This is a genomic window from Enorma timonensis, assembly GCF_000321165.1.
Lineage (GTDB): Bacteria > Actinomycetota > Coriobacteriia > Coriobacteriales > Coriobacteriaceae > Enorma.
The window spans coordinates 1-4,359 of record NZ_CAPF01000025.1 but is presented as its reverse complement, the minus strand read 5'-3'; the positions used below and the strand labels follow the sequence as shown (position 1 = coordinate 4,359).

2 protein-coding genes and 1 pseudogene are annotated in these 4,359 nt (G+C 69.5%); all 3 read left to right on the top strand.

Annotated elements, in window-relative coordinates; genetic code table 11:
• The coding region (gene rho / locus BN423_RS10660; protein WP_019238761.1) for a transcription termination factor Rho at nucleotides 1-1,725 on the top strand (1,725 nt) is incomplete at its 5' end.
• Nucleotides 1,726-1,984: 259 nt separating this feature from the next.
• A complete protein-coding gene (locus BN423_RS02855) occupies nucleotides 1,985-2,950 on the top strand; it encodes a magnesium transporter CorA family protein (RefSeq protein ID WP_019238760.1) in 966 nt (321 codons plus the stop codon).
• 279 nt (nucleotides 2,951-3,229) lie between these two features.
• Nucleotides 3,230-4,359 (top strand): annotated as a pseudogene (locus BN423_RS10995) (hypothetical protein); the annotation flags it as partial.

Genomic DNA, 4,359 nt, shown 5'->3' with positions numbered 1-4,359 from the left:
GATGCCGCCGCGCCGCTCGTCGACCCCGCGCTCCGTCCGCACCGTCGCGGCCGCAAGCCCAAGGCGTTCGTCGAAGCGGAGAAGGCCGCCGCGGCGGCCGCTGCCGCGCAGGCAGCCGCATCGGGGGATGCGGCGAGCGCTGCCCCCGCGAGCACGGACGCCGCCCCGTCCGACGCCTCCTCGAAGGCCGCGCCCGCAGGCGACGCCGCTCCCAAGGCCGCGCCCGCAGAGGCTTCCAGCTCGTCCGCCGCGCCCGCTACCCACGAGGAATCGCACGCCAAGGGCGAGGACGCGCCGCGCAAGCGCGAGCAGGGCAGCAACCGCCGCTCGCACGCCCAGCGCCGTGAGCACACGAACGGCAACAACAATGGCGGCAACGGCAACAACGGCAACGACCGCCGCAACCGCCAGCAGAACCGCAAGAACCGCAACAACCGCCTCGCGCCCGCCGAGCCCTCGCTCTCGCGCGACGACCTTTCGGCCATGAAGGTCGCGGAGCTGCGCGAGCGCGCGAAGGAGCTCGACATCGACGTCGCCGGCATGAAGAAGGCCGAGCTCGTCGAGGCCGTCTACACCGCCGCCGCCCGCGCCGAGGGCTTCCGCGACATCGCCGGCATCCTCGACATCGCGAACGAGGGCCACGGCTACATCCGCGCGCACGGTTACATGCCGAGCCGCGACGACGCCTTCGTGCCCGCGAACCTCATCCGCGCCGCGCGCCTGCGCCCGGGCGACTTCATCGAGGGCACGCTCCGTCCCATGCGCGCCAACGACAAGTTCCCCGGCCTCACGAAGATCAAGAGCGTGAACGGCGTGGACCCGGAGGTCGCGCGCACCCGCCCGAAGTTCTCCGACCTCACGCCCATCTACCCCAACGAGCAGCTCAAGATGGAGCACGGCAAGGACTCCATCACCGGGCGCGCCATCGACATCGTGAGCCCCATCGGCAAGGGCCAGCGCGGCCTCATCGTGAGCCCGCCCAAGGCCGGCAAGACTACCATCCTGAAGAAGATCTGCCAGTCCATCGCGGTGAACAACCCCGAGGTGCACCTCATCTGCCTGCTCGTGGACGAGCGTCCCGAAGAGGTCACCGACATGCAGCGCTCCATCAAGGGCGACGTGGTGGCCTCGACGTTCGACATGCCGGCCGACAACCACACCCGCGTCTCGGAGCTCGTGATCGAGCGCGCCAAGCGCATCGTGGAGATGGGCGGCGACGTCGTGGTGGTGCTCGACTCCATCACCCGCCTCGCGCGCGCCTACAACCTGGCCGCGCCGGCGAGCGGCCGCATCCTCTCCGGTGGCGTGGACTCGGCGGCGCTCTACCCGCCGAAGCGCTTCCTGGGCGCCGCGCGCAACATCGAGAACGGCGGTTCGCTCACCATCCTGGCCTCCGCGCTCGTGGACACCGGCTCGAAGATGGACGAGGTGATCTTCGAGGAGTTCAAGGGCACCGGCAACATGGAGCTCAAGCTCGACCGCGACCTCGCCGACCGCCGCATCTTCCCGGCCATCGACCCGGTGGCGTCCGGCACGCGCAACGAGGACCTGCTCATTCCCGAGCAGATGCGTCCCTTCGTGTGGGGCATCCGCCGCGTGCTCGCCGGCATGCCGAACACCGAGCGCTGCGCGCAGGCGTTCATCAAGGGTCTCAAGAGCACGAACACGAACGAGGAGTTCCTCATCCGCTCCGCCCGCCGCGCGCAGGAGCACGGGGAGTTCTAGGCCAGGGGAGGGGCGAGCTGGCATCCGGCGGCCTCGCTGTGCGCGCCGCGGTTCATGACGCGCTCGTGCCCGCGCCCCGCTCCGCTTCGCGCTCTGCGCCCCGCGCCACCCCTCCGGTAAAGCGCGCGTAAAGGTTCTCGGGATTTTACACGGCGTCCGTCGCTTCGTGCGGCGGGCGCCGTTTCGTTGCGCTATCGTGTGCGGGGCTCCGCGCATGGGTGCGGGCTCAATCCGATGTATCCGACGAAAGGGGTGCGCCATGATCGAATGCTTCAAGACCCGGGAGAACGGTGGAATCGAACGGATCGAGCAACCGGAAGCCGGTTGCTGGGTCAACGTCGTGGCGCCCACGGCGGACGAGCGGGCGTGGCTCGAGGGCGAGCTCGGCGTGCTGACGGAGTTCGTGAGCTCGGCGCTCGACGAGGAGGAGACCTCGCGCGTCGACTTCGACGAGGACGTGAACCAGACGTTCGTGATCGTCGACTACCCCATCGAGCCGGGCGAGGACGGCACGGAGGGCGCGCGTCAGTACGACACCATGCCGCTCTCGATGGTGTTCATGCCCCAGAAGGGCATGTTCGTGACCATCTCGCTCTTCGAGAACGTGGTGGTGCGCGACCTGGCGAGCGGGCGCATCCGCGGCGTCGACACCCGCTTCCGCACGCGCTTCCTGCTGCAGCTCCTGCTGCGCGTGAGCCAGCTCTACCTGCTCTACCTGCGGCGCATCGACCGCCTGTCGTCCCGGACCGAGGAGCGCCTGCACGCGTCCGTGCGCAACGAGGAGCTCATCCAGATGCTCAACCTCGAGAAGTCGCTCGTCTACTTCTCCACCTCGCTCAAATCCGACGAGGTCACGCTCAACAAGATCAGGCAGGGCCGCATCATCCCGCTCTACGAGGACGACCAGGACCTGCTCGAGGACGTGCTCGTCGAGGTCCGCCAGGCCATCGAGATGGCGAACATCTACTCGAACACGCTCTCCGGGACGATGGACGCGTTCGCGAGCATCATCTCGAACAACCTCAACATCGTGATGAAGGTGCTCTCCGTCATCACGATCGTGATGGCCATCCCCAACATCATCTTCGGCTTCTACGGCATGAACGTGAGCCTGCCGTTCGATGGCTTGCCGTTCATGAACACCTGGGTGTTCCCCACGGTGCTCGCCGTCGCGGCCTGCCTCGTGGCCGCGTGGATCTTCAAGCGCAAGGGGATGTGGCACTAGGTTCCGCCCGCCCGCGTTCCCGCATGCGGGGGCGGTTGCCTGGCGCCTCGCACCCGCATGCGGAACGATAGTTCACGCCCGGCGAATCGATTTGCATTTCCGCAGGTTTTCTCTCATAATCGAGCTAATGTACGCGACGGAAAAACGCAGATGAATCGAACTACCATCCGTTGCATATAGGCCGTATGGCCCACGCAACAACCTTCATCGGTTTTCTCGAGCGGCTGAGATGGCGTTCCGGCTGGCTGTGCCGGTCGGACTCGGTGCGAGGGAGTGGCTATGGCGGCCTCTGTTACAACATCTCGAGCGATCTACGCTGGTCTTTCGTGCGGTGTCGCGTTCGCGGTGCCGGTGTGCGCCTATGCGGCGACGCTGCCGTTCCCCGCCGCGAACGGCATCGTGGCCACCTGCGCCCTGCCGTTCACCGTGGGCGCCCTCGCGGGCGTCGGGCTCGTCACGGCCATGGGCGCCGTGGCCGACGCGCGCGCGGACGCCCATGACGAGGATGCCGCGGTGGGGGAGCACGAGGCCTCGCATGCCGCCGGCGCGCACGGTTCCGACGAGCACCATCACTCCGTGCACGCGGGCTCGCGCTTCTTCGGCAAGCGCGGCATGCCGCGCGACGTGCCGGTGATCGCTCGCGCTTCGGGCGCGCCCTCGGAGGAGGACGCATGGGCAGAGATCGATGCGCTGTTCAGCGAGGATTCGCCCATCAGCTGCGATGCCGCCCATTCGAAGGACATCTACGAGATCGCGTTCGAGGAGCTGCGTCGCAACGCCGCGCCGGCACCCCAGGCCGCTGCTGCGGCTACCGCTGCCCCCGCCGCCGCGAGCGCCGCGCCGCACCACGCGGCTCACGCCGGCTACGCCCCGACGTCGTGGCAGGCGCCCGCGGGCGCTTCCGCCGCGATGACGGGCGCGCCGGTTGCTGCCCCCGCGCGCCCGGCGACCGCGTCCCCGACGGCCTCCCAGGCATGGCAGGCAGCTCCCGCCGCCTCCGCCGCCACGTCGACCGCGATGTTCATGGCGCTCGCGCAGCAGCGCGCCGCCGCTCATGCCGCAAGTGCGCCCGCGAACACGAACGCCTTCATGCCGCAGGCGGGCGCTACCCGCACGTCTGCGCAGGCGACCCCGACGAGCACGTCGTACGCCGCGCCCGCAGCCCGAGCGCAGGCGACCGCGGGTATGGCGGCTTCCTCCTACGCCGGCGCACCCGCGCGTCCCATGGCGCAGCCCGCCGACGCCGCGGATGCCCCGTTCGACCGCGATGCGGACGCCCGCGCGGCCCTTGCATCCCTCGACCGCTTCGGCAGCGAGCGCCTCGCCCGTCCCGTGACCGGCTCCATGCCCGCCCAGGCAGCCGCCGCGCCCGCCGCGCAGGCCACCTCGGTAGCGTGGGCGACGAACCC